This window comes from Streptomyces yunnanensis (assembly GCF_029011865.1).
Classification (GTDB): domain Bacteria; phylum Actinomycetota; class Actinomycetes; order Streptomycetales; family Streptomycetaceae; genus Streptomyces; species Streptomyces yunnanensis.
The window spans coordinates 7,608,513-7,633,230 of record NZ_CP095749.1 but is presented as its reverse complement, the minus strand read 5'-3'; the positions used below and the strand labels follow the sequence as shown (position 1 = coordinate 7,633,230).

Genomic DNA, 24,718 nt, shown 5'->3' with positions numbered 1-24,718 from the left:
CCAGCTTCCCGGCGGTGCCGGAAAACTCAGGCGCCGCTGCCGCCGAACTCGCGCTCCAGCGATGCGATCTGGTTGGACCCCAGACCGCGGACCCGGCGGCTCTCGGAGATGCCGAGTCGCTCCATGATCTGCTTCGCGCGGACCTTGCCCACGCCCGGCAGGGACTCCAGGAGGGCGGAGACCTTCATCTTGCCGATGACATCGTTTTTCTGGCCCTGCTGGATGACCTCGTGCAGGGAGGCCCCGGAGTGCTTGAGCCGATTCTTGACCTCGGCGCGCTCCCGGCGAGCCGCGGCGGCCTTTTCGAGCGCGGCAGCGCGCTGTTCAGGGGTAAGGGGCGGAAGAGCCACGCCTACGTCACCTCGGATGTCGAACTGTCGGATACGGACCGGTGTGGAACCTAGTCGCCCCGCAACAGCGGAGCAACGAGCAACGCGCTTACGTGCAGTGCTCTCGACGGAGACTAGCGGCCGATCGCGCTGGAGTCAGCGAGAACAGACGAAAAGTCCTGGTCAGACTCAGCTGACCAGGACATTTCGGGACCAAATAACCGCGTTATGCGACGGCCGCGCGCACTTCGTCGGCGCAGCGGGCCGCCGCCGCGCGCAGCGCGCCGGTGTCCGGACCGTGCTTCAGCACTCCCCGGCTCACGCTCGGGACCACGTTGCGGACCGCCTTGCCGAAGACGGTGGGCAGGTCCGCGGGGGTGGCGCCCTGCGCCCCGATGCCGGGCGCCAGCAGCGGGCCGTTGATCGCCAGGTCGAAGGCGGAGAGATCGCCGAGGGTGGCGCCGACGACCGCGCCGAAGGACCCCAGCGGCTCGGCTCCGGCGTTCTCGGCGGCCAGGTGGCCGAGCATGGTCGCGGCGACGCTGCGGCCGTCCTCGCGGACCGCCCGCTGGACCTCCGCGCCCTCCGGGTTGGAGGTCAGGCCGAGCACGAAGAGCCCCGCGCCGCTCTGCCGCGCCAGCTCCACGGCGGGCCGCAAGGAGCCGTAGCCGAGGTACGGGGAGACCGTGAGCGCGTCCGAGAACAGCGGCGAGTCCGGGCGCAGGAACGCCTCGGCGTAGGCGCTCATGGTGGAACCGATGTCGCCGCGCTTGGCGTCCATGAGGATGAGCGCACCGCGGTCCCGGGCCTCCTCGACGGCGGTCTCCAGGACGGCGATGCCGCGCGAGCCGAACCGCTCGAAGAAGGCCGACTGCGGCTTGAAGACCGCGACGTGCTCGCCGAGCGCCTCCACCACGGTCCGGGTGAACCGGGCCAGGCCCGCGACGTCGTCGTTCAGGCCCCAGTCGGCCAGCAGCGAGGCGTGCGGGTCGATGCCGACGCACAGCGGGCCGCGCTCGTCCATGGCACGGCGGAGGCGGGCGCCGAAGGGCTCGGGGCTGGCCGTCATGAGGTCACCTTCTTGTGGTCGGCGCCGACCGCGTCGGCGAGGGTGGCGTACGGGCTGTTGCGCAGGCGCGCGGCCAGGCCCTTGTGGATCGCGCGGCACCAGAACGGGCCCTGGTAGATGAAGGCGCTGTAGCCCTGGACGAGGGTGGCGCCGGCGAGGATGCGCTGCCAGGCGTCCTCGGCGGTCTCGATGCCGCCGACGCCGATCAGGGTGATCCGGTCGCCGACCCGGGCGTAGAGGCGGCGCAGGACCTCCAGGGAGCGCTCCTTGAGGGGGGCGCCGGAGAGGCCGCCGGTCTCGGCGGTCAGCTTGGGGTCGGAGGTCAGGCCCAGGCCGTCGCGGGCGATGGTGGTGTTGGTGGCGATGATGCCGTCCAGGCCCAGTTCCAGGGCGAGGTCGGCGACCGCGTCCACGTCCTCGTCCGCGAGGTCGGGGGCGATCTTGACCAGCAGCGGGACCCGGCGGTCGGTGACCGTGCGGTCGGCGGCCTCGCGGACCGCGGTGAGCAGCGGGCGCAGGTGGTCGACGGCTTGGAGGTTGCGCAGCCCCGGCGTGTTCGGCGAGGAGACGTTGACGACCAGGTAGTCGGCGTGCCGGGCCAGGCGCTCGGTGGAGGTGACGTAGTCGCCGATCGCCTCGGACTCCGGAACGATCTTGGTCTTGCCGATGTTGACGCCGACGGTGGTCCGGAAGACCGGGTTGCGGGCGGCCAGCCGGGCCGCGACCGCCGCCGAGCCGTCGTTGTTGAACCCCATCCGGTTGATCAGCGCGCGGTCCGGCACCAGCCGGAACAGCCGCTTCTTGGGGTTGCCGGGCTGCGGCTGGGCGGTGACCGTGCCGATCTCGACGTGGTCGAAGCCGAGCATGGTCATGCCGTCGATGGCGACGGCGTTCTTGTCGAAGCCGGCGGCCAGGCCGAACGGGCCGTGCATCCGGCGGCCCAGGGCCTCGGTGCGCAGCTCCTTGTGGCGGGGGGCGAGGGCGGCCGCGACGAAGGTGCGCAGCACGGGGAGGCGGGCGGCCAGGCGGATCCAGCGGAAGGCCAGGTGGTGGGCCTTCTCGGGGTCCATGCGCTGGAAGACCAGCTGGAAGAACAGGCGGTACATGGTGGTGGCAGGGCCTTTGCGCGAGGGGTCGGGTGGGCTCATGAAGAGGGGGACACCGCTGCGGTGTCCCCCTCTCCCGGCCTACTCCTCGCGGGCCGCGGTCAGTTGCCGGGCGTGCTCCTGGAGGGAGCGCACCCCGACGTCGCCGCGGGACGTCGCCTCGATGCCCTGGACGGCGGCGGCCAGCGCCTGGACCGTGGTCAGGCACGGGATGCCGCGGGCCACGGAGGCGGTGCGGATGTCGTAGCCGTCGAGCCGACCGCCGGTCCCGTAGGGGGTGTTGACGATCAGGTCGACCTGGCCGTCGTGGATCAGCTGGACGATGGTCTTCTCGCCGTTCGGGCCCTGGCCCTCGGACTGCTTGCGCACCACGGTGGCCTTGATGCCGTTGCGGCGCAGCACCTCGGCGGTGCCGGAGGTGGCCAGCAGCTCGAAGCCGTGGGCGACCAGCTCGCGGGCGGGGAAGATCATCGAGCGCTTGTCGCGGTTGGCGACGGAGACGAACGCCCGGCCCTTGGTGGGCAGCGCGCCGTAGGCGCCGGCCTGCGACTTGGCGTACGCCCTGCCGAAGACCGAGTCGATGCCCATGACCTCGCCGGTGGAGCGCATCTCCGGGCCGAGGACGGTGTCCACGCCGCGGCCCGAGGCGTCCCGGAACCGCGACCAGGGCATGACCGCCTCCTTGACGGAGATCGGCGCGTCCATCGGCAGCGTGCCGCCGTCACCGGTCCTGGGCAGCATGCCCTCGGCCCGCAGCTCGGCGATGGTGGCGCCGAGCGAGATCCGGGCGGCCGCCTTGGCCAGCGGGACCGCGGTGGCCTTCGAGGTGAAGGGCACGGTGCGTGAGGCGCGCGGGTTGGCTTCGAGGACGTAGAGGATGTCCCCGGCCATCGCGAACTGGATGTTGATCAGTCCGCGGACGCCGACGCCCTTGGCGATGGCCTCGGTGGAGGCTCGCAGCCGCTTGATGTCGAAGCCGCCGAGGGTGATCGGGGGCAGCGCGCAGGCGGAGTCGCCGGAGTGGATGCCGGCCTCCTCGATGTGCTCCATGACGCCGCCGAGGTAGAGCTCGTGGCCGTCGTAGAGCGCGTCCACGTCGATCTCGATGGCGTCGTCGAGGAACCGGTCGATGAGGACCGGGTGCCGGTCGATCAGGCCGGCGTGCCGCTCCAGGTACTCGGCCAGCGAGGGCTCGTCGTACACGATCTCCATGCCGCGGCCGCCGAGCACGTAGGAGGGGCGGACCATGACCGGGTAGCCGATCTCGGCGGCGATGTCCTTGGCCTCGGCGAAGGAGAAGGCGGTGCCGTACTTGGGGGCCGGCAGCCCGGCCTCGGTCAGCACCCGGCCGAACGCGCCGCGCTCCTCGGCGAGGTCGATGGCCTCGGGCGAGGTGCCGACGATCGGCACGCCGTTGTCCTTGAGGGCCTGCGCCAGGCCGAGCGGGGTCTGCCCGCCGAGCTGGACGATCACGCCGGCGACCGGGCCCGCCTGGGACTCGGCGTGCACGATCTCCAGCACGTCCTCCAGGGTGAGCGGCTCGAAGTAGAGCCGGTCGGAGGTGTCGTAGTCGGTGGAGACGGTCTCCGGGTTGCAGTTGACCATCACGGTCTCGTAGCCGGCGTCGCTGAGCGCGAAGCTGGCGTGGACGCAGGAGTAGTCGAACTCGATGCCCTGGCCGATGCGGTTGGGGCCGGAGCCGAGGATGATCACCGCGGGCTTCTCGCGGGAGGCGACCTCGGTCTCCTCGTCGTAGGACGAGTAGAAGTACGGGGTCCGCGCCGCGAACTCGGCCGCGCAGGTGTCGACCGTCTTGTAGACCGGGCGGATGCCCAGCGCGTGCCGGACCTCGCGGACGACGTCCTCGCGCAGGTCGCGGACGGCCGCGATCTGGGCGTCCGAGAAGCCGTGACGCTTTGCTTCCGCAAGGATTTCCGGTTCGAGCTTGTCGGCGGCCGCGATCTCGTCCGCGACCTCCTTGATCAGGAAGAGCTGGTCGACGAACCACGGGTCGATCTTGGTGGCGTCGAAGACCTCCTGCGGGGTGGCGCCGGCCCGGATCGCCGCCATGACCGTGTTGATCCGGCCGTCGGTCGGGACCTGGGCCCGCTCCAGCAGCTCGGCCTTGTCACCGGGCTCGCCGGTGAAGGCGAACTGGCTGCCCTTCTTCTCCAGCGAGCGCAGCGCCTTGTTGAGCGCCTCGGTGAAGTTGCGGCCGATGGCCATCGCCTCGCCGACCGACTTCATGGTGGTGGTGAGGGTGGCGTCGGCGGCCGGGAACTTCTCGAAGGCGAACCGCGGCACCTTGACCACGACGTAGTCGAGGGTGGGCTCGAACGACGCCGGGGTCTCCCGGGTGATGTCGTTGGGGATCTCGTCCAGGGTGTAGCCGACGGCCAGCTTCGCCGCGATCTTCGCGATCGGGAAGCCGGTGGCCTTGGAGGCGAGGGCGGACGAGCGCGACACCCGCGGGTTCATCTCGATGACGATCACGCGACCGTCCTCGGGGTTCACCGCGAACTGGATGTTGCAGCCGCCGGTGTCGACGCCGACCTCGCGGATGATCGCGATGCCGACGTCCCGCAGGATCTGGTACTCGCGGTCGGTGAGCGTCATCGCCGGCGCGACGGTGATCGAGTCGCCGGTGTGCACGCCCATCGGGTCGAAGTTCTCGATGGAGCAGACGACCACGACGTTGTCGTGCTTGTCGCGCATCAGCTCCAGCTCGTACTCCTTCCAGCCGAGGATGGACTCCTCCAGGAGCACCTCGGTGGTCGGGGAGAGCGTCAGGCCCTGGCCGGCGATCCGGCGCAGTTCCTCCTCGTCGTGCGCGAAGCCGGAGCCGGCGCCGCCCATGGTGAAGGACGGGCGGACGACGACCGGGTAGCCGCCGAGCTCCTCGACGCCCGCCAGGACGTCGTCCATGGAGTGGCAGATGACCGAGCGGGCGGACTCGCCGTGGCCGATCTTGCGGTTGACCTCCTCGACGACCTCCTTGAACAGGTCGCGGTCCTCGCCCTTGTGGATCGCCTCGACATGGGCGCCGATCAGCTCCACGCCGTACTTGTCGAGGACGCCGGACCCGTGCAGGGAGATCGCGGTGTTCAGGGCCGTCTGACCCCCGAGGGTGGGCAGGAGCGCGTCGGGGCGCTCCTTGGCGATGATCTTCTCGACGAACTCCGGGGTGATCGGCTCGACGTACGTGGCGTCGGCGATCTCCGGGTCGGTCATGATCGTGGCCGGGTTGGAGTTGACCAGGACGACGCGCAGGCCCTCGGACTTGAGGACCCGGCATGCCTGGGTGCCGGAGTAGTCGAACTCGGCGGCCTGACCGATGACGATCGGGCCGGAGCCGATGACCAGGACGGACTGGATATCGGTGCGCTTAGGCACGCTGGCCCTCCATCAGAGAAACGCTGTGCTGATTGTTGTCTCGCATAAGCTCGACGAACCGGTCGAAGAGGTACGCGGCGTCGTGCGGGCCGGCGGCCGCCTCGGGGTGGTACTGAACGCTGAAGGCCGGCTGGTCCAGGAGCTGGAGCCCCTCCACCACGTTGTCATTGAGGCAGACGTGGGAGACCTCGGCGCGGCCGAAGGGAGTGTCGGAAACCTTGTCGAGCGGGGCGTCCACGGCGAACCCGTGGTTGTGCGCGGTGATCTCGACCTTGCCGGTCGTGCGGTCCTGCACCGGCTGGTTGATGCCGCGGTGCCCGTACTTGAGCTTGTACGTGCCGAAGCCCAGCGCCCGGCCCAGGATCTGGTTGCCGAAGCAGATGCCGAACAGCGGCGTCTTCCGGGAGAGCACCTCGCGCATCACGGCGACCGGGTGGTCGGCGGTGGCCGGGTCGCCCGGCCCGTTGGAGAAGAACACGCCGTCGGGGTTGACCGCGTAGACGTCCTCGGCGGTGGCGGTGGCCGGCAGGACGTGCACCTCGATGCCGCGCTCGGCCATCCGGTGCGGGGTCATGCCCTTGATGCCGAGGTCGACCGCGGCGACGGTGAACTTCTTCGCACCGATCGCCGGCACGACGTACGGCTCCTTGGTGGCGACCTGCGCGGAGAGGTCGGCGCCCTGCATCTCGGGCTGCTGGCGCACCTCGGCGAGCATCGTGCCCTCGTCGGGCAGCGCGTTGCCGGAGAAGATGCCGGCCCGCATCGCGCCGCGCTCGCGCAGGTGGCGGGTGAGCGCGCGGGTGTCGATGCCGCAGATGCCGACGACGCCCTGGTGGCGCAGCTCCTCGTCGAGGGAGCGGCGGGAGCGCCAGTTGGACGGGACCCGGGCGGGGTCGCGGACGACGTAGCCGGAGACCCAGATCCGCGCGGACTCGGGGTCCTCGTCGTTCACGCCGGTGTTGCCGACGTGCGGGGAGGTCATGACGACGACCTGGCGGTGGTACGAGGGGTCGGTCAGCGTCTCCTGGTAGCCGGTCATGCCGGTGGAGAACACCGCCTCGCCGAAGGTCTCCCCCACGGCCCCGTAGGCACGGCCGCGGAAGGTGCGGCCGTCCTCCAGGACGAGTACGGCGGGGATTTTGCCGGTCCCCTTGGTGGAGGTCGTCATCGTGCGCCTTCCGTTTCGGTGTGCTCGGTGGTGTGCTCGGTGCTGCTGAGCTGGTTGATGGCCTCGACCCAGGCGGGGTGTTCGCCGGCCCGGTCGGAGCGGAAGCCGGAGTCGATCTGCTTGCCGCCGTGCTCCCAGGTGACGACCAGCAGGCCGCCCTCGGGGAGGACCTTGCCGGCGATGCCCGCCTCCAGGCGGGCGCCGCGCAGGGCGGCGGCCGGTACGAAGAAGTCGGTGGCGCCGGGCCGCACGACGTCCAGGCCCTGTTCGGTCAGGGTCAGTTCGGCCTTGCTGCGGGTGCCCAGGTCACGGGCGACGATCCGGTCGAGCCACTGCCCGGCGGTGGTCGAGCCGTGGTAGCGGCCGCTGAGGGTCAGCCGCGGCTCGGCCGCGTCGTCGGGCGCGGTCGGCAGCTCGGGCAGATCGCCCTGGAGGGTGCCGCGCCACTTCCAGCCCTGGCGCATCAGCCAGTAGACGAAGACGACGAAGACCAGCAGACCGACCACCCAGGCGATGCGTCCGGCCCAGTCGGTGACCGGGGCGGAGTGCGGGGCCGCGGCCACGTGGATGAGTGAAGGAGTCACGCCAGCTTCCCGTCGACGACCGTTGCGCGGCCCCGCAGGAAGGTGTGGGTGACGCGTCCCGGCAGCTCACGGCCCTCGTAGGGGGTGTTGCGGCTGCGGGAGGCGAAACCGGCGGGGTCCACCTCTCCACGGTAAGCGGAATCGACCAGCGTGAGGTTGGCGGGCTCGCCGGCCGAGACGGGGCGCCCGTGGCCGGCCAGCTGCCCGATCCGGGCCGGGGTGGCGGACATCCGGTCGGCGACGCCGGCCCAGTCCAGCAGCCCGGTCTCGACCATGGTGTGCTGGACGACCGACAGCGCGGTCTCCAGGCCCACCATGCCCATCGCCGCCGCGGCCCACTCGCAGTCCTTGTCCTCGTGCGGGTGCGGGGCGTGGTCGGTGGCGACGATGTCGATGGTGCCGTCGGCGAGGGCCTCGCGCAGCGCCAGCACGTCGCGCTCGGTGCGCAGCGGCGGGTTGACCTTGTAGACCGGGTTGTAGCTGCGCACCAGCTCGTCGGTGAGAAGCAGGTGGTGCGGGGTGACCTCGGCGGTCACGTCGATGCCGCGGGACTTGGCCCAGCGGACGATCTCCACGCTGCCGGCGGTCGAGAGGTGGCAGATGTGGACCCGGGAGCCGACGTGCTCGGCGAGCAGCACGTCCCGGGCGATGATCGACTCCTCGGCGACGGCCGGCCAGCCGCCCAGCCCCAGTTCGGCCGAGACGATGCCCTCGTTCATCTGAGCGCCCTCGGTCAGCCGCGGCTCCTGGGCGTGCTGGGCGACGACACCGCCGAACGCCTTCACGTACTCCAGGGCGCGCCGCATGATCACCGCGTCGTCGACGCACTTGCCGTCGTCGGAGAAGACCGTGACGCCGGCCGCGGACTCGTGCATCGCGCCCAGCTCGGCGAGCTTCTTGCCCGCCAGGCCGACGGTGACCGCGCCGATGGGCTGCACGTCGCAGTAGCCGGACTCCTTGCCCAGCCGGTAGACCTGCTCGACGACGCCGGCGGTGTCGGCGACCGGGAAGGTGTTGGCCATGGCGAACACCGCGGTGTAGCCGCCGCTGGCCGCGGCCCGGGTGCCGGTCAGGACGGTCTCGGAGTCCTCCCGGCCGGGCTCGCGCAGATGGGTGTGCAGGTCGACCAGGCCCGGCAGCAGGACCTTGCCGTCGGCCTCGATGACCTCGGCGCCCTCGGCGGACAGACCGGTGCCCACCGCCTCGATGAACTCCCCGTCGATCAGGACGTCCTGCGGCGCACCACCGAGCACCTTCGCACCGCGGATCAGGATCTTGCTCATGGGTCTTACTTCTCCTCGGTACGGGGGTTGGTGAGGGCGGGCTCGTTGCCGCCGAGCAGCAGGTAGAGGACGGCCATCCGGATGGAGACGCCGTTGGCGACCTGTTCGACGACCGTGCAGCGGTCGGAGTCGGCGACCTCGGCGGTGATCTCCATGCCGCGGACCATCGGGCCGGGGTGCATCACGATGGCGTGCTCGGGCATCCGCGCCATCCGGTCGCCGTCCAGGCCGTAGCGGCGCGAGTACTCGCGCTCGGTCGGGAAGAAGGCGGCGTTCATCCGCTCGCGCTGCACCCGCAGCATCATCACGGCGTCGGACTTGGGCAGCACGCTGTCGAGGTCGTAGGAGACCTCGCACGGCCAGGTCTCGACGCCGACCGGCACCAGGGTGGGCGGCGCGACGAGGGTGACCTCGGCGCCGAGGGTGTGCAGCAGGTCGACGTTGGAGCGGGCGACGCGGCTGTGCAGGACGTCGCCGACGAGGGTGATGCGCTTCCCGGCGAGGTCCTGGCCGAGCCCGGCGTCCGGGCCGACGAGCCGGCGCCGCATGGTGAAGGCGTCCAGCAGGGCCTGGGTGGGGTGCTGGTGGGTGCCGTCGCCGGCGTTGATCACGGGGGCGTCGATCCAGCCGGAGGTGGCCAGCCGGTAGGGGGCGCCGGAGGCGCTGTGCCGGATGACGACGGCGTCGACGCCCATCGCCTCCAGGGTCTGGGCGGTGTCCTTGAGCGACTCGCCCTTGGAGACGCTGGACCCCTTGGCGGCGAAGTTGATGACGTCCGCGGAGAGCCGCTTCTCGGCGGCCTCGAAGGAGATCCGGGTCCGGGTCGAGTCCTCGAAGAAGAGGTTGCAGACGGTGCGTCCGCGCAGGGCGGGGAGCTTCTTGATCGGCCGGTCGGCGACCCGGGCCATTTCCTCGGCGGTGTCGAGGATCAGCACGGCGTCGTCCCGCGTGAGATCGGCGGCCGAGATGAGGTGACGCTTCATCCGGTTATCTCCGGGTGTGAGGGAGGTGTACGGGAATGTCCGTTGAGCAGGCATGGGTGCGGGCCCGGGGTCACCGGGTCCGTACGCGCGTGCGCTAGCGCTCGTCGGCCGGGACGGTCTGCTCGGCCGCCGAGGACGCGGCGTCGGAGCCGGGGCGGGACGGCGCGGAGCGCAGGCCGAGCAGCACGGCGTCGCGGCCGTCCTCCTCGGTGAGCTGGACCTTGACCGCCTCCCGCAGCGACGTGGGGAGGTTCTTGCCCACGTAGTCGGCGCGGATCGGCAGCTCCCGGTGGCCGCGGTCGACCAGGACGGCGAGCTGCACGGCACGCGGGCGCCCGATGTCGCCCAGGGCGTCCAGGGCGGCGCGGATGGTGCGTCCGGAGAAGAGGACGTCGTCGACGAGGAGGACCAGCCGGCCCTCGATGCCGTCGGTGGGGATCTCCGTGCGGGCCAGCGTGCGGGCCGGACCCAGGCGGAGGTCGTCGCGGTACATCGTGATGTCGAGCGAGCCGACCGGAATGGCGCGACCGGTGATCTCCTCGAGCTTGGCGGCCAGCCGCCGGGCGAGGAATACGCCGCGGGTGGGGATTCCCAGCAGCACCACATCGTCCGCGCCCTTGGCGCGCTCGACGATTTCGTGGGCAATACGGGTCAGCATCCGCGCGATGTCGGGGCCTTCGAGCACCGGCCGGGCGGGAGCTTGCGTGCGCGAGTCGGAACTGCGTGCGTCCATACGAAACGGACCTCCTTCTCCGCCTCACGGGACGGACTTTAAAGGACGTCGGAATTACGAGGTTCAGGCTATCAGGAGGCCCTCGGAGACCCGTACGCCCCCCTGACGGGTGATGGTCTGCCCCATTCGGCTTGACGAAGTCAGATTACGCTGCGTAACCTCACAGTGAGTTACCAGCCACGCGGCGGAGCCGCATGTCGATACAGCCGTCTGGGGAGCTTTATGTCCAGCGAATACGCTAAACAGCTCGGGGCCAAGCTCCGCGCCATCCGTACCCAGCAGGGCCTCTCTCTCCATGGCGTCGAGGAGAAGTCCCAGGGCCGGTGGAAGGCCGTGGTCGTGGGGTCGTACGAGCGCGGCGACCGTGCCGTGACCGTCCAGCGCCTCGCGGAGCTCGCGGACTTCTACGGCGTGCCGGTGCAGGAGCTGCTGCCGGGCACGACGCCGGGCGGCGCCGCAGAGCCGCCGCCGAAGCTCGTGCTGGACCTGGAGCGCCTGGCCCACGTACCGCAGGAGAAGGCCGGCCCGCTCCAGCGCTATGCCGCCACCATCCAGAGCCAGCGCGGGGACTACAACGGCAAGGTCCTCTCGATCCGCCAGGACGACCTGCGCACCCTCGCGGTGATCTACGACCAGTCGCCTTCGGTGCTCACCGAGCAGCTGATCAGCTGGGGCGTGCTGGACGCGGATGCCCGCCGGGCCGTGCAGCACGAGGAGATCTGACCGGCCTCGCCCCTTCGCTTCACCAGCAGAAACGTACCGCCGCTCCGGGCTGCCCGGGGCGGCGGTCGGCGTATCCGGGGCTGTCACGGCCCCCGGGGCGCTCGGAGAGGGACGCACGCGGCAGACGAACGGGCCCGGAGCGATGTCGCATCGCTCCGGGCCCGTTCGGTGCCTCGGGTCTCAAGCCGATCAGCGGCCGTACGACCGGATCAGCGCGTCTCCTCGCGGCGCAGCCCCGGCTTCAGCTCCTTGAGCCGGGCCAGCAGGCCGTTGACGAAGGACGGCGAGTCGTCCGTGGAGAACTCCTTGGCCAGCTGCACGGCCTCGTCGATCGCCACCGCGTCCGGCGTGCCGTCCACCCACAACAGCTCGTAGGCCCCGAGCCGCAGGATGGAGCGGTCGGCCGCCGGCATCCGGTCCAGGTCCCAGTCGACCGAGTAGGTGGAGATCAGCTCGTCGATGCGGGCGACGTGGTCCGCGTACCCCTCGACCAGTTCCAGGGTGTACTCGTGCACCGGCGGCTGCCGGGGGTCGGTCCGGGCATGGCGCATCCAGTCCGCGAGCACGGACTGCACATCGGCACCGCGCTGGTCGGCCTCGAAGAGGATCTGGAAGGCGCGCTTACGGGCCTTGGTGCGGGCAGCCACGGTTAGCTGTTCACCCGGCCGAGGTAGTCGCCGGTACGGGTGTCGACCTTGATCTTCTCACCGGTGGTGATGAAGAGCGGGACCTGGATCTCGTAGCCGGTCTCCAGCGTGGCGGGCTTGGTGCCACCGGTGGAGCGGTCGCCCTGGAGGCCCGGCTCGGTCTCCTTGATGACCAGCTCGACGGCGGCCGGCAGCTCGACGTAGAGGACCTGGCCCTCGTTCTGCGCGACGACGGCCTCGAAGCCCTCAAGCAGGAAGTTGGCGGCGTCACCGACGGTCTTGCGGTCGATGTGCAGCTGATCGTAGGTGTCCATGTCCATGAAGACGAAGTAGTCGCCGTCCATGTACGAGAACTGCATGCCCCGCTTGTCGACGGTCGCCGTCTCGACCTTGGTGCCGGCGTTGAAGGTCTTGTCCACCACCTTGCCGGAGAGCACGTGCTTGAGCTTGGTACGGACGAAGGCCGGGCCCTTACCGGGCTTGACGTGCTGGAACTCGACGACGGACCAGAGCTGGCCGCCTTCGAGCTTGAGCACCATGCCGTTCTTGAGGTCGTTCGTGGAAGCCACGGTTGCGGAATCTCCTGGACTACAGGTGGTGGATACCGAGGAACCGCCCGCAGCGAGCCCGGTGGCTCACAGGGCGAGCAGCTCCTTGGTCGTGATCGTGAGTAGCTCGGGTCCGCCGTCCGCCTCGGGGCGGACGACGAGGGTGTCGTCGATCCGGACACCCCCACGGCCCGGGATGTGGACCCCTGGCTCGACGGTGACCGGCACGCAAGCGTCCAGTTTACCCATGGCGCCGGGTGACAACTGAGGGTCCTCGTCGATTTCGAGTCCGACACCGTGCCCGGTCCACGGTCCGAGGCCGTCTCCGTGGCCCGCCGTCTCCAGGATATGACGGGTCACCCGGTCCACCTCGTGGCACTCCACGCCCGGCGCCAGCGCCTCCCGACCGGCCTTCTGGGCGGCGAAGACCAGGTCGTACAGCTCGATCTGCCAGTCCGCCGGGGTGGTGCCGATGACGAAGGTGCGGCCGATCTCGCAGCGGTAGCCGCGGTAGTTCGCGCCCAGCCCGACGGTCAGGAAGTCGCCCTCCTCGACGCGCCGGTCGGTGGGCAGGTGCCCGGCACGCCCGGAGTTCGGACCGGTGGCGACGGAGGTGGCGAAGGCCGGGCCGTCCGCGCCGTGGTCGACCAGGCGGCGCTCCAGTTCGAGCGCGAGGTGCCGCTCGGTGCGGCCGACCAGGATCGACTCCAGGAGTTCGCCCAGCGCCTGGTCGCTGATCTCGGCGGCGATCCGCAGGCAGGCGATCTCGTCGTCGTCCTTCACCAGCCGCTGCGCCTCGACGGCGCAGGCCAGGTCGGCGAGCCGCATCCGTGGGGCGACCTGGGACAGCGCCCGGTGGCGGGTGACGGTGAGGTGGTGCTCCTCGACGGCCAGGACCTCCGCGCCCGCCTTGGCGGCCAGGCCGGCGGCGGCCACGACGGGGTCGGTGTCGCGGGCGGGCAGCACCGTGACCCGTACGTCGTCGGCGGGCCGCCCCTCGGTGGGGTCGCCGGTCAGCGGACGGCAGCAGACCAGAACATCGCCGCCGGGGCCGCCGGGACCGCCGGGGCCGAGCAGCAGGGCGGCGCCGGGCGGGGTGCAGCCGGTGAGATAGCGGACGTTGGCGGGGCGGGAGATCAGGGCGGCGGTACTTCCGGTTGCGGCGCAGCGGTCGCGCAGCTGCGCGCGTCGGACTGCGTACAACTCGGACATATCGCCAGCGTACGACCGCTCTCCCCGGGCGGCCGTTCGAGACGGCCGGCCGGGGGACGGGACCGGCTACCAGCTGGGCGGGCTGGCGAGGCCGCGGGCGACGACCTCGTCGAGGGCGCGCACGGTGGTGGCGACGTCGTGCTGGGAGTTGTCGATGATCGGCAGGCCGGAGCCGTACCAGCCGGCCATCCGGCCGTGGATCCGGGCCACTTCCTCGTCGGAGAGACGGCGGTTGCCGGTGCGCCGGGCGTTGCGCTCCAGGACGACCTCCAGGCCCGGGAGCAGCACGATCGGCAGCAGGCCGGGGCCGACGTGGCGTTTCCAGCCGCCGAGGCCGACCACCGGGCGGTCCGGGAAGACCGCGTCGTCGAGGATGCAGGAGATGCCGTTGGCGAGGAAGTTGCGGGCGGCGAAGCCGCAGGTGCGGCGGGCGAGCCGGTACTGCGCCTCGGAGTTGTCGTTCCAGCCGGACTGCGGGTCCGCGAAACCGGCCCGGACCCATTCCCGGACGTCGTCCAGGCTGATGTGCGCGGTCGGCACCCGCCGGGTGTCGGCCCAGTGCCGGGCGACGCTGGTCTTGCCGGCGCCGGCCGGGCCGATCAGCAGCACCGCGACGGCGGCGTGCGCGGCGTCCGGGGTGGCGTTGCTGGGTACCGGGACGAGGGCGCCGGGGGGCAGCTGGATGTGGCCGGTGATGTCCCCGCTGTGCGGGCTGGGCGAGCTCGGGTGCGGCGCGGCGGGCTGGTTCGGGTGCGGCGCGGCGGGCGGGGCCTGGTGGGGTGCGGGGGCGGGCCAGCCGCCCTGGCCCGGGGCGGCGGGCACCGGCGGGGCGGGAGGCGGCGGCGGGACCGCGGGGGCGTGCGGCGCGCCGGGCGGGTGGGGCTGGCCGGGGTGCGGCGTCCAGTTCATGCTCATGCCGGCGCCTTGGGTGTGAAGCGGGCCGCGGGGCGGTGGCAGCGGAGCCCCCACTGCGTACTGCATCCGGTGGCTCTCCGTCTCGTGCGGTCGACGTGGTGCGGGGCGGCGCACCGGGCGGGGCGGCCCGGTGCGCCGTGGCGGCAACTACGGGGCGGGCACGGGCCGTTGGTGCCCCACCGCCGGGTGGTGCTGCGGTGAACCGTACTCCCCCGGCGGCTGCCGGAAGGTGTCCCTACCCCCGGCGTCCGTCGAATGAACGGCCGAGGGGACGGGTGTGTGGCCGACGCGCCGGTCAGGCGTCCAGTTCCTCGGCGAGGGCGCGCAGCGCGAGGCGGTACGAGCCGATGCCGAAGCCGGCGACGGTGCCGCTGGCGACGGCCGCGATGACCGAGGTGTGGCGGAACTCCTCGCGGGCGTACGGGTTGGAGATGTGCACCTCGATCAGCGGGGCGGTCCGCTGGGCCGCCGCGTCCCGCATCGCGTACGAGTAGTGCGTGAAGGCACCGGGGTTGATGACGACCGGGAGGGAGCCGTCGGCCGCCTCGTGCAGCCAGCGGACCATCTCGCCCTCGTCGTTGGTCTCCCGGACCTCGGTCTCCAGGCCCAGCTCCTTGCCGAGCCGGGCGCACTCGGCGACCAGCCCGGCATAGGAGGTGGCGCCGTAGACGTCGGGCTCGCGGGAGCCCAGCCGGCCGAGGTTGGGACCGTTGAGGACCAGCACCCGGCGGCTCATGAGGCGATCTCCGCATGCGCGGCGAGCAGCATCGCCGGGTCCGGGCTCTCCAGGACGACCGGCTTGGCCAGGCCGTCCAGGACGATGAAGCGGAGCCGGTCGCCGCGGGACTTCTTGTCGACCTTCATGGTCTCCAGCAGCTTGGGCCACTGGTCGCCGCGGTAGCTCAGCGGCAGTCCGACGGAGGCCAGGACGGCGCGGTGCCGGTCGGCGGTGGCGTCGTCCAACCGGCCGGCGATCCGGCCGAGTTCGGCGGCGAAGACCATGCCGACGGAGACCGCGGCGCCGTGCCGCCAGTTGTAGCGCTCGTTCTTCTCGATGGCGTGGGCCAGGGTGTGGCCGTAGTTGAGGATCTCCCGCAGACCGGACTCCTTGAGGTCGGCGGAGACCACCTCGGCCTTGACCCGGATGGCCCGCTCGATCAGCTCGGCGGTGTGCGGGCCGTCGGGGCGCTTGGCGCCCTCCGGGTCCGCCTCGATCAGGTCGAGGATCACCGGGTCGGCGATGAAGCCGGCCTTGATGACCTCGGCCAGTCCGGAGACGTAGTCGTGGACCGGGAGGCTGTCGAGCGCGGCCAGGTCGCACAGCACCCCGGCCGGCGGGTGGAAGGCACCGACGAGGTTCTTGCCCTCGGCGGTGTTGATGCCGGTCTTGCCGCCGACCGCGGCGTCCACCATGCCCAGGACGGTGGTCGGGACGGCGATCCAGCGCACTCCGCGCAGCCAGGTCGCGGCGACGAAGCCGGCGAGGTCGGTGGTGGCACCGCCGCCCACGCCGACGATCACGTCGGTGCGGGTGAAGCCGGTCTGGCCGAGCGCCTTCCAGCAGTAGGCGGCGACCTCGGCGGTCTTGGCCTCCTCGGCGTTGGGCAGCTGGATGGCGATCGCCTCGTAGCCCTGCGCGGCCAGGTCCTCGCGCAGCGCCTCGCCGGTGGCGGCCAGCGCCTCGGGGTGCAGCACGGCGACGCGCTTGGCTCCGGTGCCGATCAGGCCGGGGAGTTCGCCCAGCAGCTGCCGCCCGACGAGGACCTCGTACGGATCGGTGCCGGCGGTACCGCCGACCTGGATGCGGGTGGCGTGCTCCGTCATGCCTGTTCCTCCCTGCCGGCGGGGCGCGCGGGCTCCGCGGCCGGCCGTAGCTCCAAAGCGTCCACGATCGCGTCGGCGACGGCCGCGGGGGGGCGGTCCCCGGTGGCGATCACGGCCCGGGCGACCTCGGTGTAGAGCGGGCGGCGCCGCTCCATCAGCTCGCGCCACTGCTTGCGCGGGTTGACCGCGAGCAGCGGGCGCGGCGCGTCCAGCCCCACCCGCTTGACGGCGTCGGCGAGTTCGACGTCCAGGAAGACCACCGGCAGGCCGGTCAGCAGCTTCCGGGTGCCGTCGTCCATGATCGCGCCGCCGCCGAGCGACAGCACGCCGGGGTGGGTGTCGAGGGCGGTGCGGACCGCCTCCCGCTCCAGCGCGCGGAAGTGCCCCTCGCCGTCCTCGATGAAGATCTCGGCGATCGGCTTGCCGGCGGTGACGACGATGTCGGCGTCGGTGTCGCGGTAGCCGACGCCGAGCCGCTCGGCCAGCAGCGCGCCCACGGTGGACTTGCCGGCCCCGGGCGGGCCGACCAGCACGACGACGGGCGCGGTCACTTGATCGCCAGGTTGTCGAGGAAGCTCCGGACGTTGCGGTGGGTCTCCGGCACGCTGTCGCCGCCGAACTTCTCCACCACCGCGTCGGCCAGCACCAGCGCCACCATCGCCTCGGCGACGATGCCGGCGGCCGGGACCGCACAGACGTCGGAGCGCTGGTGGTGCGCCTTGGTGGCCTCGCCGGTGGTGACGTCGATCGTCGCCAGCGCCCGCGGCACGGTCGCGATGGGCTTCATCGCGGCCCGGACGCGCAGGAGTTCACCGGTGGTCAGGCCGCCCTCGGTGCCGCCGGAGCGGCCGGAGGCGCGCCTGATGCCCTCGTCGGTGGCGACGATCTCGTCGTGCGCCTTGGAGCCGGGCACTCGCGCCAGGTCGAAGCCGTCGCCGACCTCGACGCCCTTGATGGCCTGGATGCCCATGAGGGCGGCGGCCAGCCGGGCGTCCAGCCGGCGGTCCCAGTGGACGTGCGAGCCGAGGCCGACCGGCACGCCGTAGGCCAGCACCTCGACGACGCCACCGAGCGTGTCGCCGTCCTTGTGGGCCTGGTCGATCTCGGCGACCATCGCCTTCGACGCGTCGGCGTCCAGGCAGCGCACCGGGTCGGCGTCCAGCTTCTCGACGTCGGCGGGCGTGGGGTAGACGCCGTAGGGGGCCTTGGCCGAGGCCAGCTCGACGACGTGCGAGACGATCTCGATGCCGGCCGTCTCCTTGAGGAAGGAGCGGGCGACGGTGCCCAGGGCGACCCTGGCGGCGGTCTCGCGGGCGGAGGCGCGCTCCAGGATCGGGCGGGCCTCGTCGAAGCCGTACTTCTGCATGCCGGCGAGGTCGGCGTGGCCGGGGCGGGGCCGGGTCAGCGGGGCGTTGCGGGCCAGCGCGGCCAGCTCCGCCTCGTCCACCGGGTCGGCCGCCATGACCTGCTCCCACTTGGGCCACTCGGTGTTGCCGACCATGATCGCCACCGGAGAGCCCAGCGTCCGGCCGTGCCGCACGCCGCCGAGGAAGGTGACCTCGTCCTGCTCGAACTTCATCCGGGCACCGCGGCCATAGCCGAGCCGGCGGCGGGCCAGGGCGTCCGCCACCATCTCCGTGGTGATCGGCACGCCGGCGGGAAGGCCCTCCAGCGTCGCCACGAGTGCGGGGCCGTGCGACTCCCCCGCCGTCAGCCAGCGCAACCTGCTCAACGGTGCTCCTCAGTACTGCTCATATGCTGCTCATCCGCGTACGGTCTCCTCTGATCCTCCCACGTCGCACCGGCCGCGCGGCGCGCCGTCCAGGGTGCGGACCGAAGCGACCGGTCAGCGGGCCGCGAGCGCCGACTCGCCGGCCCGACGCATCGCGGCGAGCGGCGCCGGCGCCCGGCCGGTCATCTGCTCGACCTGGAGGACGGCCTGGTGGACCAGGAGGTCCAGACCGCCGACGACGGCGCCGCCGCGGTCGGCCCAGGCGGCGGCCAGCGCGGTCGGCCAGGGCTCGTAGAGCACGTCGAAGAGGGTGCCGGGGCGGTCGGGGACAGCGGCGGCGAGCGGGTCGGTGCTGCCCGCCGGGGTGGTGGCGATGACCAGCGGCGCCTCGAAGGCCGCGGCGGCGTCGTCCCAGGGGGCGGTGCGGACCGGGACCCCCAGCCGCTCGCCCCAGCCGCGCATCTCGTCGGCGCGCGCCGCGCTGCGGACGTACGCGGTGACCTCGCCGGTGCAGATCCGGGCGAGCGCGGCCAGCGCCGAGGAGGCGGTGGCGCCGGCGCCGAGCACGGCGGCCCGCTCGACCTGCTGGACGCCGCGTTCGCGCAGCGCGGCGAGCATGCCGGGGATGTCGGTGTTGTCGCCGCGCCGGCGCCCGTCGGGGGTGAACACGACGGTGTTGACCGCCTCCACGGAGGCCGCGGTGGGGCTGATCTCGTCCAGCAGCGGGATCACCGCGCGCTTGAGCGGCATGGTCAGCGACAGACCCGCCCACTGGGGGCCGAGCTTCTCCAGGAACGCGGGCAGGGCCGCCTCGTCGACCTCGTGCCGGCCGTACTCCCAGCCGGTCAGACCGAGTTCGTCGTAGGCGGCGCGGTGCAGCACCGGCGAGAGGGAGTGCGCGATGGGCGATCCGAGGACCGCCGCCTTCTTGTGCTCGGGGCTGTGGGACACCGGTCGGCCTTCAGTTTCCGTTCTGCTTCTGTTCCTGCTGCCGCTTGTTGAATTCCTGGACGAGCTTCGAGTGGTCGGCGTAGTTGGTGGTGAAGTCCGTCTTCTTGCCGTCCACCGAGATGAAGTAGAGCCACTTCTCCGAGTCGTCCGGATTGATCGTCGCCTTCAGCGCGTCCGCGCCGGGGTTTCCGATCGGACCGGGCGGCAACCCCCGGTAGAAGTACGTGTTGTAGAGGTCGTCGAAGTTCCGGATCTCCTTCGTACCGATATTGATCTTGCTCTGGTTCTTGAGGTAGTTGAACGTCGAGTCGAATTCCAGCTTCTGGTTCGTGGCGGTGTTTGTCGGGGCCAGTCGGTTGTAGACGACGGCCGCCATCTTCCGGAAGTCATCGTGCGTCATGCCCTCGGCCTGGGTGAGGCTGGCGACGGTGATGAGCTGGAGCGGAGAATCCAGATGGAATTTCTTGGCGTTCGTTTCGAGATCGTACTTCTGGTATTCCTGGGTGGCCCGCGAGATCATCTGCTTGAGCACGTCCGCGGGTTTGGCGTGATCGCCGACGCTGTACGTCGAGGGGTAGAGGAAGCCCTCCAGCGGGTCCTTGATCTTCGGGGAGTCGCCGGCCCAGGACGGCAGGCCGAGGTTCTTGGCCTGGCTGTGCGCGATCTCCTTGGTGGTGCCCGTCTTGAGCTTGAGCTTCTTGTCGATCAGCTCGTAGACCGCGCTGGACCGCAGGCCCTCCCGGATCGTCAGACCGTTGCGGCTCTTGGGATCCAGCATGAGGTCGATGGCGGACGCCGCCGACATCTGCTTGCGCAGCGAGTACGTCCCGGGCTGGAGGCTCTGCGCCTTCTTGTTGTCGCGGGCCGCCTCGGTGAACGCGCCGGCGCTCTTGATCACGCCGTCGCGGGCGAGGATCGTGCCCATCTCGGAGAGCGGCACCCCGTCCGGAATGTCCACCTGGACCTCGCCGCTGCCCTCGCCCTCGTAGTCGGGGGACGAGCCGAAGTGGCGCATGAAGAAGTCGTAGCCGAAGTAGCCGACGCCGCCGACGACACCGGCCAGGGCGAGGGTCACGACCAGGCAGGCGGTACCGCTGCGCCGCTTGTTCTTCTTGTTCTTGCTCTTCCGGCCCCGGCGATCGCGGCCGGACTGCCGGTCGTCCTCGTCGTCGTCCTCGGCGTCCGGGTCGTCGGCGAAGAACGGGTGGTCCCGCTCCGGGGCGCGCGGCTCCCGCTCGTCGGCGTCCGGTGCCGCCCGCCAGTCGTCGCCGGCGCCCGGCTCGTCGTGGTGCGGGCCGGCCTGCGGGTGCTGCTGCGGTCCGGGGCCCGGCGGGTAGTCGCCCGGCCGCTGCGGGTGCGGGGCCTGTCCGTAAGGCTGTCGGTGCGGGTCCGCCGGGGCCTGCTCCGGCACCCCGTGCTGCGGGGCCGGCGGCTGGGCGGGCATCTGCTGGGTCCCGTCGAGCGCATAGCCGTCGTGGCCGGCGTAGTACTCCTGGCCCGCGTACTCCTGGCCGGCGTAGTGCTGGCCGGGGTGCTGCTGGCCGGTGTGCTGCGGGGCCCGGTAGTCCTGGCCCGGCTGGAGGTACGGATCGGCCTGCGGGTGCTGCCCGTAGGGGTCGTACGGGTCGTACGACCCCTGGCCGCCCGGCTGCTGGGTGCCGTCCCAGCCGCCGTGGCCCGCCGGGTACTGCTGGGGGTGTTGCTGGGGGTGCTGCTGCTGGTGCTGCTGCTGGTGCTGCTGGTGCTGCGGGTGGGGGTACTGCTGTTGGGGATACCCGGCGGGCTGCTGTCCGGCCCACTGCGGCTGCTGATCCTGGCCTCCGTACTGACCCCGGTCTCCGTAGAGCGGGTCGTCGGGATGCCACGGTTCGGAGCCGTAGCCCCGGCCATACTCGGTCATCGATCCCCTAGAGCCGCGAGGCGGGGCGCTCCATCCGGGCAGCGCCTGACGTACCGTTCCGCCTCTACTTGCACGCGCGGCTGTTCGAACCGCCGCCACAACGCGCGGAACGTTACCGTACCGCGATCAGATGACCACTTCGACGTGCTCCCCGGGCGGTCGCCCGGAGGTCCGTTCGGTCTCCAACGCGCTCTGGAGGATGACCACCGCGGCGGCCTGGTCGACCACCGAGCGGCCCTTCTTGCTGCGGACGCCGGAGGCCCGCAGCCCGTGGGTCGCGGTGACCGTCGACATCCGCTCGTCGACCAACCGGACCCCGACGGGGGCGATGTTCCCGGCGAGTTCCCGGGCGAAGGCCCGGACCTTGGCCGCGGCCGGCCCCTCTCCCCCACTGAGGGAGCGGGGCAGGCCGACCACGACTTCGAGCGGCTCGTACTCCTCGACGATCGCCTTGAGCCGCCGGTGCGCCGCCGGGGCGTCCCGCCCCGGCACGGTCTCGACGGGGGTGGCGAGGACCCCGTCGGGGTCGCACGAGGCGACCCCGATCCGGGCGTCCCCGACATCCACGGCGATGCGGCGGCCGCGTCGCATCTCACTCACGGCCGTCAGGCCGCCTCGGCCACGAGGCGCTCGACGGCCTCGACGGCCTCGGGCACCGCGGCGGCGTTCTGCCCGCCGCCCTGGGCGACGTCCGGCTTGCCGCCGCCACCGCCGCCGAGCGTCTTGGCCGCGGTGCGGACCAGGTCGCCGGCCTTGATGCCGCGCTCGCGGGCGGCCTCGTTGGTGGCGATGACGGTCAGCGGGCGGCCGTTCGCCACGGTGAACAGGGCCACCACGACGGCGCGGTCGCCCTGGATCCGGCCGCGCACGTCGAGGACCAGCTTGCGCAGGTCGTCGGCGGAGGTGCCGTCCTGGACCCGGGCGGCGACCAGGGCCACCCCGCGGACGTCCTTGGCGCCCTCGGCCAGCCCGGCCGCGGCCTGCAGCACCTTCTCCGCGCGGTACTTCTCGATCTCCTTCTCGGCGTCCTTCAGCTTGGCCAGGACACCGGAGATCTTCTCCGGCAGCTCCTCGGGGCGCCCCTTGACCAGCTCGGTGAGCTGCGAGACGACGGTGTGCTCACGGGCCAGGAAGCGGTAGGCGTCCACGCCGACCAGGGCCTCGACGCGGCGCACGCCGGAGCCGATGGAGGACTCGCCGAGCAGCTTCACCAGGCCCAGCTGGGCGGTGTTGTGGACGTGCGTGCCGCCGCACAGCTCCTTGGAGAAGTCACCGATGGTGACCACGCGGACCCGCTCGCCGTACTTCTCGCCGAACTCGGCGATGGCGCCCTGCTTCTTGGCCTCGTCCATGCTCATGACCTCGGCGTGCACGTCGAGTTCACGGGCCAGGACGTCGTTGATCTTCTGCTCGACGTCGGTGAGGACCGAGCCGGGCACGGCCGTCGGCGAGCCGAAGTCGAAGCGGAAGCGGCCCGGGGAGTTCTCCGAACCGGCCTGGGCGGCCGTCGGGCCCAGGGCGTCGCGCAGCGCCTGGTGGGTGAGGTGGGTGGCGCTGTGGGCGCGGGCGATGGCCCGGCGGCGCTGGATGTCGATGCCGGCGTACGCGGCGGAGCCGAGCACCACCTCGCCGACCTGCACCACGCCCTTGTGGACGATGACGCCGGGGACCGGCTGCTGGACGTCGCGCACCTCGACGACGGCGCCGTTGTCCAGCTTGATGCGGCCGGTGTCGGCGAGCTGACCGCCGCCCTCGGCGTAGAACGGCGTGCGGTCCAGCACGACCTCGACGTCGTCGCCCTCGTGGGCGGCCGGGGCGGAGGCGCCGTTGACCACCAGGCCGACGACGGTGGACTCGCCCTCGGTGTCGGTGTAGCCGGTGAAGACCGAGGAGCCGGAGGTGTCGGCGATCTCGCGGTACGCCGACATGTCGGCGTGGCCGTGCTTCTTGGCCTGGGCGTCGGCCTTGGCGCGCTCCCGCTGCTCCTTCATCAGGCGGCGGAAGCCGTCCTCGTCCACCGACAGGCCCTGCTCGGCGGCCATTTCGAGGGTGAGGTCGATCGGGAAGCCCCAGGTGTCGTGGAGCAGGAACGCCTTGTCGCCGGCGAGCACCGTGCCGCCGCCGGCCTTGGTCTCGGTCACCGCGGTGTCGAGGATGTTGGTGCCGGCCTTGAGGGTCTTGAGGAAGGCGGCCTCCTCGGCGAGGGCGACCGTCTCGATCCGCTTGCGGTCCTCCAGGAGCTCCGGGTACTGCTGCCCCATCGCCCGGATGACCACGTCGAGCAGGTCGCCGACGACCAGGCCGGTGGCGCCGAGCAGGCGCATGTTGCGGATGGCGCGGCGCATGATGCGGCGCAGGACGTAGCCGCGGCCCTCGTTGCCGGGGGTGACGCCGTCGCCGATGAGCATCGTGGAGGTGCGCATGTGGTCGGCGACCACGCGCAGCGAGACGTCGGAGTCGACGGCGGCGCCGTAGCGGACGCCGGTGAGCTCGCCGGCCTTGTCGATGACCACGCGGAGGGTGTCGGTCTCGTACATGTTGTGCACGCCCTGCAGGATCATGGCGAGGCGTTCCAGGCCGAGGCCGGTGTCGATGTTCTTCGACGGCAGCTCGCCGAGGATCTCGAAGTCCTCCTTGCCGATGCCCTGGCCGCGCTCGTACTGCATGAAGACCAGGTTCCAGATCTCCACGTAGCGCTCGTCGTTGACGGCCGGGCCGCCCTCGACGCCGAACTCGGGGCCCCGGTCGTAGTTGATCTCCGAGCACGGGCCGCAGGGGCCCGGGACGCCCATGGACCAGTAGTTCTCCTTCTTGCCCAGGCGCTGGATGCGCTCCTTGGGCACCCCGACGACCTCGTGCCAGATGCGCTCGGCCTCGTCGTCGTCGAGGTAGACGGTGATCCAGAGCTTCTCGGGCTCCAGGCCGTAGCCGCCCTCCGCCACGGGAGACGTCAGCAGCTCCCAGGCGTACTTGATGGCGCCTTCCTTGAAGTAGTCGCCGAAGGAGAAGTTGCCGCACATCTGGAAGAACGTGCCGTGCCGGGTGGTCTTGCCGACCTCTTCGATGTCCGGCGTGCGGACGCACTTCTGGACGCTGGTGGCGGTCTTGAACGGGGGCTTGACCTCGCCGAGGAAGTACGGCTTGAAGGGGACCATGCCCGCCGGGACCAGGAGCAGCGTCGGGTCGTCCGCGATGAGCGACGCCGACGGCACGACGGTGTGCCCGCGCTCTTCGAAGAAGCGCAGCCAGCGGCGGCGGATTTCAGCCGACTCCATCAGTGGTCCTCATTTCCGGTCGGTCCGGTCAGGCCGGGTGTTCTCGTGGTTCGGTAGGGCAGGTGAGGCACCGCGCGGCGCGGTGCGGGCAGCTCGCGCACCTCGGTGGGCTCCGCGAGCCCGAGGGCGTCGTGCAGTTGCTCTTCACGGTCCGCCATTCCGGCCCGTACGTCCAATGCAAATTGACGCAGCCGGTGTCCGGTCTCGACGGCCTTGTCCGCGGCCTGCGCGGCGAGGCTGTCGGGCTGCAGCTTGCGCAGCTTCTGGTGGACCTTGTTGGTGGCCCACACCCCGGCGGCGGCGCCGGTGGTGAACCAGAATGCACGGCGGAACATCGCGGTGA

The 24,718-nt window shown here is 71.6% G+C and carries 23 protein-coding genes; 1 reads left to right on the top strand and 22 read right to left on the bottom strand.

What is annotated here, in order from left to right; all coding sequences use genetic code 11:
• Positions 1-26: 26 nt before the first annotated feature.
• The 9 genes from MOV08_RS33395 to pyrR form a co-directional block, all read right to left on the bottom strand.
• Positions 27-350 carry an integration host factor gene (locus MOV08_RS33395; RefSeq protein ID WP_039638037.1) on the bottom strand — a complete coding sequence of 108 codons (324 nt, stop codon included), beginning with the start codon at positions 348-350 and terminating at the stop codon, positions 27-29.
• 205 nt (positions 351-555) lie between these two features.
• Positions 556-1,398 carry an orotidine-5'-phosphate decarboxylase gene (pyrF, locus tag MOV08_RS33390; RefSeq protein WP_039638036.1) on the bottom strand — a complete coding sequence of 281 codons (843 nt, stop codon included), beginning with the start codon at positions 1,396-1,398 and terminating at the stop codon, positions 556-558.
• Entirely contained in the window at positions 1,395-2,504 is a 1,110-nt protein-coding gene (locus MOV08_RS33385) for a quinone-dependent dihydroorotate dehydrogenase (RefSeq protein WP_275311975.1), read from the bottom strand. The genes pyrF and MOV08_RS33385 overlap by 4 nt, the downstream gene beginning before the upstream one ends.
• Positions 2,505-2,585: 81 nt before the next feature.
• Entirely contained in the window at positions 2,586-5,897 is a 3,312-nt protein-coding gene (gene carB / locus MOV08_RS33380) for a carbamoyl-phosphate synthase large subunit (protein ID WP_275310010.1), read from the bottom strand.
• On the bottom strand, positions 5,890-7,065 hold the full coding sequence (carA, locus tag MOV08_RS33375; protein ID WP_275310009.1) for a glutamine-hydrolyzing carbamoyl-phosphate synthase small subunit: 1,176 nt from the start codon (positions 7,063-7,065) through the stop codon (positions 5,890-5,892). Before carA ends, carB begins: the two co-directional genes overlap by 8 nt.
• A complete protein-coding gene (locus MOV08_RS33370; protein ID WP_275310008.1) occupies positions 7,062-7,649 on the bottom strand; it encodes a PH-like domain-containing protein in 588 nt (195 codons plus the stop codon). Before MOV08_RS33370 ends, carA begins: the two co-directional genes overlap by 4 nt.
• On the bottom strand, positions 7,646-8,932 hold the full coding sequence (locus tag MOV08_RS33365; protein ID WP_039638030.1) for a dihydroorotase: 1,287 nt from the start codon (positions 8,930-8,932) through the stop codon (positions 7,646-7,648). Before MOV08_RS33365 ends, MOV08_RS33370 begins: the two co-directional genes overlap by 4 nt.
• Positions 8,933-8,937: 5 nt before the next feature.
• Positions 8,938-9,915 (bottom strand): aspartate carbamoyltransferase catalytic subunit, encoded by a 978-nt coding sequence (locus MOV08_RS33360; protein ID WP_039638029.1) that lies wholly within the window; start codon positions 9,913-9,915, stop codon positions 8,938-8,940.
• Positions 9,916-10,009: 94 nt separating this feature from the next.
• Positions 10,010-10,648, bottom strand: a complete 639-nt coding sequence (gene pyrR / locus MOV08_RS33355; protein ID WP_039638028.1) for a bifunctional pyr operon transcriptional regulator/uracil phosphoribosyltransferase PyrR — start codon at positions 10,646-10,648, stop codon at positions 10,010-10,012.
• Positions 10,649-10,870: 222 nt separating this feature from the next.
• On the opposite strand from pyrR, the gene bldD reads away from it, so the two are divergent.
• Entirely contained in the window at positions 10,871-11,371 is a 501-nt protein-coding gene (bldD, locus tag MOV08_RS33350; protein WP_018539834.1) for a transcriptional regulator BldD, read from the top strand.
• 209 nt (positions 11,372-11,580) lie between these two features.
• Here bldD and nusB read toward each other — a convergent pair whose 3' ends face one another.
• The 13 genes from nusB to MOV08_RS33285 form a co-directional block, all read right to left on the bottom strand.
• A complete protein-coding gene (gene nusB, locus MOV08_RS33345) occupies positions 11,581-12,018 on the bottom strand; it encodes a transcription antitermination factor NusB (RefSeq protein WP_039638025.1) in 438 nt (145 codons plus the stop codon).
• 2 nt (positions 12,019-12,020) lie between these two features.
• The gene (gene efp, locus MOV08_RS33340) at positions 12,021-12,587 is read right to left on the bottom strand and encodes an elongation factor P (protein WP_016572352.1); all 567 of its coding nucleotides are present in this window, start codon (positions 12,585-12,587) and stop codon (positions 12,021-12,023) included.
• 66 nt (positions 12,588-12,653) lie between these two features.
• Complete coding sequence (locus tag MOV08_RS33335) at positions 12,654-13,778, bottom strand: aminopeptidase P family protein (RefSeq protein WP_275310006.1); 1,125 nt, start codon at positions 13,776-13,778, stop codon at positions 12,654-12,656.
• 66 nt (positions 13,779-13,844) lie between these two features.
• Positions 13,845-14,759: a Pro-rich N-terminal domain-containing protein gene (locus MOV08_RS33330; RefSeq protein WP_275310004.1), complete on the bottom strand. Its 915-nt coding sequence runs from the start codon at positions 14,757-14,759 to the stop codon at positions 13,845-13,847.
• Positions 14,760-14,988: 229 nt separating this feature from the next.
• Positions 14,989-15,429, bottom strand: a complete 441-nt coding sequence (gene aroQ, locus MOV08_RS33325; protein WP_039638021.1) for a type II 3-dehydroquinate dehydratase — start codon at positions 15,427-15,429, stop codon at positions 14,989-14,991.
• Positions 15,426-16,517, bottom strand: a complete 1,092-nt coding sequence (gene aroB / locus MOV08_RS33320) for a 3-dehydroquinate synthase (protein ID WP_039638020.1) — start codon at positions 16,515-16,517, stop codon at positions 15,426-15,428. The genes aroQ and aroB overlap by 4 nt, the downstream gene beginning before the upstream one ends.
• Positions 16,514-17,068, bottom strand: a complete 555-nt coding sequence (locus MOV08_RS33315; RefSeq protein ID WP_275310003.1) for a shikimate kinase — start codon at positions 17,066-17,068, stop codon at positions 16,514-16,516. Before MOV08_RS33315 ends, aroB begins: the two co-directional genes overlap by 4 nt.
• Entirely contained in the window at positions 17,065-18,249 is a 1,185-nt protein-coding gene (gene aroC / locus MOV08_RS33310) for a chorismate synthase (protein WP_039638018.1), read from the bottom strand. Before aroC ends, MOV08_RS33315 begins: the two co-directional genes overlap by 4 nt.
• Positions 18,250-18,363: 114 nt before the next feature.
• Positions 18,364-19,200 (bottom strand): shikimate dehydrogenase, encoded by an 837-nt coding sequence (locus MOV08_RS33305; RefSeq protein WP_039638017.1) that lies wholly within the window; start codon positions 19,198-19,200, stop codon positions 18,364-18,366.
• Positions 19,201-19,210: 10 nt separating this feature from the next.
• Complete coding sequence (gene mltG, locus MOV08_RS33300) at positions 19,211-21,100, bottom strand: endolytic transglycosylase MltG (RefSeq protein WP_275310002.1); 1,890 nt, start codon at positions 21,098-21,100, stop codon at positions 19,211-19,213.
• A gap of 126 nt (positions 21,101-21,226) precedes the next feature.
• Positions 21,227-21,691, bottom strand: coding sequence for a Holliday junction resolvase RuvX (gene ruvX, locus MOV08_RS33295; protein WP_275311973.1), 465 nt, complete (start codon positions 21,689-21,691; stop codon positions 21,227-21,229).
• Between the two features lie 14 nt (positions 21,692-21,705).
• On the bottom strand, positions 21,706-24,375 hold the full coding sequence (gene alaS / locus MOV08_RS33290; protein WP_039638014.1) for an alanine--tRNA ligase: 2,670 nt from the start codon (positions 24,373-24,375) through the stop codon (positions 21,706-21,708).
• The gene (locus MOV08_RS33285; protein WP_039638013.1) at positions 24,375-24,710 is read right to left on the bottom strand and encodes a DUF6167 family protein; all 336 of its coding nucleotides are present in this window, start codon (positions 24,708-24,710) and stop codon (positions 24,375-24,377) included. The genes alaS and MOV08_RS33285 overlap by 1 nt, the downstream gene beginning before the upstream one ends.
• Between the last annotated feature and the right edge of the window lie 8 nt (positions 24,711-24,718).

What these genes read in the sequence shown, in the direction of transcription:
- MOV08_RS33330 (WP_275310004.1), bottom strand. Translation starts at nt 14,759, where the DNA reads ATGCAGTACGCAGTGGGGGCTCCGCTGCCACCGCCCCGCGGCCCGCTT.
- MOV08_RS33335 (WP_275310006.1), bottom strand. Translation starts at nt 13,778, where the DNA reads ATGTCCGAGTTGTACGCAGTCCGACGCGCGCAGCTGCGCGACCGCTGC.
- bldD (WP_018539834.1), top strand. Translation starts at nt 10,871, where the DNA reads ATGTCCAGCGAATACGCTAAACAGCTCGGGGCCAAGCTCCGCGCCATC.
- pyrF (WP_039638036.1), bottom strand. Translation starts at nt 1,398, where the DNA reads ATGACGGCCAGCCCCGAGCCCTTCGGCGCCCGCCTCCGCCGTGCCATG.
- MOV08_RS33385 (WP_275311975.1), bottom strand. Translation starts at nt 2,504, where the DNA reads ATGTACCGCCTGTTCTTCCAGCTGGTCTTCCAGCGCATGGACCCCGAG.
- MOV08_RS33360 (WP_039638029.1), bottom strand. Translation starts at nt 9,915, where the DNA reads ATGAAGCGTCACCTCATCTCGGCCGCCGATCTCACGCGGGACGACGCC.
- ruvX (WP_275311973.1), bottom strand. Translation starts at nt 21,691, where the DNA reads ATGCGACGCGGCCGCCGCATCGCCGTGGATGTCGGGGACGCCCGGATC.
- MOV08_RS33365 (WP_039638030.1), bottom strand. Translation starts at nt 8,932, where the DNA reads ATGAGCAAGATCCTGATCCGCGGTGCGAAGGTGCTCGGTGGTGCGCCG.
- pyrR (WP_039638028.1), bottom strand. Translation starts at nt 10,648, where the DNA reads ATGGACGCACGCAGTTCCGACTCGCGCACGCAAGCTCCCGCCCGGCCG.
- aroQ (WP_039638021.1), bottom strand. Translation starts at nt 15,429, where the DNA reads ATGAGCCGCCGGGTGCTGGTCCTCAACGGTCCCAACCTCGGCCGGCTG.
- mltG (WP_275310002.1), bottom strand. Translation starts at nt 21,100, where the DNA reads ATGACCGAGTATGGCCGGGGCTACGGCTCCGAACCGTGGCATCCCGAC.
- carA (WP_275310009.1), bottom strand. Translation starts at nt 7,065, where the DNA reads ATGACGACCTCCACCAAGGGGACCGGCAAAATCCCCGCCGTACTCGTC.
- alaS (WP_039638014.1), bottom strand. Translation starts at nt 24,375, where the DNA reads ATGGAGTCGGCTGAAATCCGCCGCCGCTGGCTGCGCTTCTTCGAAGAG.
- MOV08_RS33285 (WP_039638013.1), bottom strand. Translation starts at nt 24,710, where the DNA reads ATGTTCCGCCGTGCATTCTGGTTCACCACCGGCGCCGCCGCCGGGGTG.
- aroB (WP_039638020.1), bottom strand. Translation starts at nt 16,517, where the DNA reads ATGACGGAGCACGCCACCCGCATCCAGGTCGGCGGTACCGCCGGCACC.